The organism is Luedemannella flava (assembly GCF_039528515.1).
GTDB lineage: Bacteria > Actinomycetota > Actinomycetes > Mycobacteriales > Micromonosporaceae > Luedemannella > Luedemannella flava.
The window spans coordinates 1-3,559 of record NZ_BAAALT010000175.1; the positions used below are offsets into that span (position 1 = coordinate 1).

Below are 3,559 nucleotides of genomic sequence, written 5' to 3' on the forward strand. Positions count from 1 at the left end.
CGCGCCGCCGGCCGCCCCACCCGTGCCGCCGGCCGCCGCCCCCGGGCCGCCGGCAGCCGCGTCCCCGTTCGTGCCCCCGGCAGCGCCGAGGATCGTGGCGCCCAGCGAGCCGACGATCGTCGAGTCGGGCGAGGCGGAGAAGCAGGCGTAGCCGGTCGCGCGGAAGGTTCTCCGCGTCGCGGTGGACGTTCGGCGCCGGGTGCTCCGCGGGCGGCGCCGGACGGGCCTTCGGCGTACTAGGGTTGCGGCATGGCGGTCCGCGCTGAGGTGCGTACGGCGTTCGTCCTGGGCGGTGGCGGTGTGCTGGGCGCCAGCGAGGTCGGCATGCTGCGCGCCCTGGCGGAGGCCGACATCCGGCCCGACCTGGTCGTCGGCACGTCCATCGGCGCGATCAACGGCGTCTTCGTCGCGCACGACCCGGCGGGCGCCGCCGAGCGGCTCGCCGAGGTGTGGCGCTCCCAGGTGGTCCGCACGGCGTTCGCCGGCTCGCTGTTCACCCGGCTCAACACGCTCGCCCGGTCGGGCACCCACATCCACGCGAACGCGCCGCTGCGCCGTCTTATCGAGGACGAGCTGCCGGCGCGCGACTTCGCCGACCTGGCGGTGCCGTTCCAGTGCGTGGCCGCCTGCGTCGAGCGGGCCGCCGCGCACTGGTTCGGCGAGGGTGAGCTCGTGCCGGCCGTCCTGGCCTCGGCGGCCGTCCCGGGGCTGCTGCCGCCGGTCCGCATCGGCGACGAGCACTTCTTCGACGGCGGCCTGGTGCACAGCATCCCGGTCGGCCGGGCGGTGCAGCTCGGCGCGACCCGGATCTACGTCCTGCACGTGGGCCGCATCGAGCAGCCGCTGCGCCCGCCCCGCCGGCCCTGGGAGGTCGGGCTGGTCTCGTTCGAGATCGCCCGCCGGCACCGCTTCGTCGAGGAGATGGCGACCCTGCCCAAGGGCGTCCACGCGCACGTCCTGCCGGCCGGCTTCGCCGAGCCCGAGAGCAGCACCAACGGCGATAGACCGGGCGGGGACCAGCCCGGCGGGGACCAGCCCGGCGGGGACCGGACCAACGGCGGTGTGCAGGCCGAGGCCAACGGGAGGTCGCCCGCGCGGGTGCCCACGGGCCGGCTGGCGACCCGCCGGGCGGCGAGCGGCGCCAACCGGTCCGGCGAGCTGAGCCAGTGGCGCTACAAGGACTTCGGGCGGGTCGACCGGCAGATCGACCGGGCCTACGAGGCCACGTCCCGCTACCTCGCGGAGCACCATCTCGCCGAGCACGGGCGCTGAGCGCCATGCTGCCGCCGAAGCTGGTACGCCGCCTGGTCGTCGCACCGCTCGTCATCGTGCTGGCGTTGACCCTGCTGCTGCTCAGCCCGCTGCTGTTGCTGCTGTCCCTGCTGCTGCCCTCCCGGTACGGCCGCCGGCGCACCATGCGGTTGGTCTGGTTCGCCGTGGTGTGGGCGCTGATGGAGGCGATGGCCCTGCTGGCCTGCCTCGGCATGTGGGTGTCCAGCGGGTTCGGCGGCCGGATCCGGTCCACCCTCTACCAGGAGCGTCACTACGCGCTGATGGGCTGGTTCCTCGCCCGGATCTTCGCGATCGCCACCAAGGTCTTCGACCTGCGCGTCGAGATCGACGAGCCGGAGCACACCCCGGACGAGTTGCGCGCCCGGCTGGCCCGCCCGGTGATCGTGCTGAGCCGGCACGCGGGCCCGGGCGACAGCTTCCTGCTCGTGCACCACCTGCTCAACCTCTACCAGCGCCGCCCGCGCATCGTCATGAAGGCCGCGCTGCAGCTAGATCCCAGCATCGACGTGGTCATCAACCGCCTGCCGCACGCCTTCGTCCGCCCCCGCCACGCGGGCGTCGCGCCGAACGTGGATGAGGACGCCGGCGCGGGTGCCGACAGTGGACACGTCCGCGAGTCGGCCGTACTCGGGGAGATCCGGCGGCTCGCGGCCGGGCTCGGCACCGACGGCGCGCTGGTCATCTTCCCCGAGGGTGGGAACTTCACCCGGACCCGGTGGAAGCTCGGCATCCAGCGCCTGGAGCAGCGCAGACGCTACGCCGACGCGTGGCGGGCCCGCCGCATGACCAACCTGCTGCCGCCGCGGTCGGGCGGCGTGACGGCGGCGCTGACGGCCGCCCCCGACGCCGACGTCATCTTCGTGGCGCACACCGGCCTCGACGACCTGGTCACGGTCGCGGACGTCTGGCGTGGACTGCCGATGGAGACGGTCATCAGGGCGCGCTGGTGGCGGGTCGTCGCCACGGACGTCCCGCGTACCCATGAGGCGCTGGTGCCGTGGTTGTTCGACTGGTGGGAGCGGATCGACGCGTGGATCGCGCATCAGCGGGTAACGCGTAGCGATGGTGACCTCCCGCAGGACCCCGTGGAAACCCGCGACAGCGAGCCCGCCTGAAAAAATCCGCGCACTACGGCGTGTCGGATTGCCGGCGCCGTTACCCATGGCGCGGCTCGCTCGATATAGACGTGTCGAGCGCGACCCACACCGACCGACCGGCTCACCCGCCGGGGGAGGGCACCGCTCTTCACCAGTACCAACTGGGCTCTTCACCAGGGACTTCGCTGGGTGACCCGTGGATTACCGCGAGTCGCGCGGCGGCGCGCCGGTGAGCTGGCCTATTTATCAGGTTCCGCTTGACGGCGCATGTATGACACGCGTGTAATTTCACCGGGGGTATTTTGACGGGACGGTGCAAATCGTCTCGTTGTGGATTTACGCGTCCTCTTTTTGGCGTGGGGGTTGCGTCGGGTTAGCCCGGCGCACGGCAAGGAGGCAACAGATGGATGGCGGCCGACTGATCCTGGCGGATCTGTTGGGTAACGCCCCGGAGTGGCAGGAGCGGGCGCTCTGCTCGCAGACTGACCCGGAGGCGTTCTTCCCCGAAAAGGGTGGTTCGACCCGCGAGGCGAAGCGAATCTGCTCGCGGTGCGATGTGAAGGCCGAGTGCCTGGAGTACGCGCTCGGGCACGACGAGCGGTTCGGTATCTGGGGCGGGCTCTCGGAGCGGGAGCGCCGCCGGCTCAAGCGCCGAGCGGCCTGAGATATAGCGAGGGGCGCGCCCGGTGGGCGCGCCCCTGACGATTCAGCCGCTAACGCTGTCAGTCGTTCTCGATGTCCTCGGGATCGACGCCCAGCAGGTTCGCCACCTGCTCGATGATCACGTCGTGGACCAGATCCGCGAGCTCGTCCCGGTCGGCCGCGCGGTATTCCAGCGGCCGCCGGTACAGCACGATGCGGGCCGGCATGGCGGTGCGCCCCGGCCGCCCCGGCAGCAGCCGGGCGAGCGGGACGTCGCCGTCCTCCAGCACATCCGTGTCGTAGACGTTGAGGTCGGGCGGCACGTCCTCGACCGCGAACTCGATCCCGGCCAGCTCGCGGGCGTAGCGCCGCTCCAGCTCCTCGACCGTGTCCAGGACGAGGTCGTCGAAGATCTCCGCCCGGGTACGGGACAGGGGCACCGACGCCGGCACCAGCCGGCCGCGCAGCCCGCGACCGTGCCGGTCACGCCACGGCCGCCGCCCCGGCCCGCCGGCCCGGGGGCCGGT

3 protein-coding genes and 1 pseudogene are annotated in these 3,559 nt (G+C 72.6%); 3 read left to right on the top strand and 1 reads right to left on the bottom strand.

Annotation, left to right across the window (positions count from 1 at the left end):
- Positions 1-249: 249 nt before the first annotated feature.
- From ABD211_RS23860 to ABD211_RS23870, 3 genes and pseudogenes are all read left to right on the top strand, one after another.
- A pseudogene (locus ABD211_RS23860) lies at positions 250-993 on the top strand (patatin-like phospholipase family protein); the annotation flags it as partial.
- A 284-nt stretch (positions 994-1,277) separates the two neighbouring features.
- On the top strand, positions 1,278-2,408 hold the full coding sequence (locus tag ABD211_RS23865) for a 1-acyl-sn-glycerol-3-phosphate acyltransferase (protein ID WP_344136119.1): 1,131 nt from the start codon (positions 1,278-1,280) through the stop codon (positions 2,406-2,408).
- A gap of 385 nt (positions 2,409-2,793) precedes the next feature.
- Complete coding sequence (locus ABD211_RS23870; protein ID WP_344078524.1) at positions 2,794-3,054, top strand: WhiB family transcriptional regulator; 261 nt, start codon at positions 2,794-2,796, stop codon at positions 3,052-3,054.
- A 58-nt stretch (positions 3,055-3,112) separates the two neighbouring features.
- On the opposite strand, the gene ABD211_RS23875 is transcribed toward ABD211_RS23870, so the two are convergent.
- Positions 3,113-3,559, bottom strand: a 447-nt coding sequence (locus ABD211_RS23875) for a metallopeptidase family protein (RefSeq protein WP_344136122.1), incomplete at its 5' end; no start/stop codon positions are given.

Coding starts and splice junctions, on each gene's coding strand:
- ABD211_RS23865 (WP_344136119.1), top strand. CDS start 1,278: ATGCTGCCGCCGAAGCTGGTACGCCGCCTGGTCGTCGCACCGCTCGTC.
- ABD211_RS23870 (WP_344078524.1), top strand. CDS start 2,794: ATGGATGGCGGCCGACTGATCCTGGCGGATCTGTTGGGTAACGCCCCG.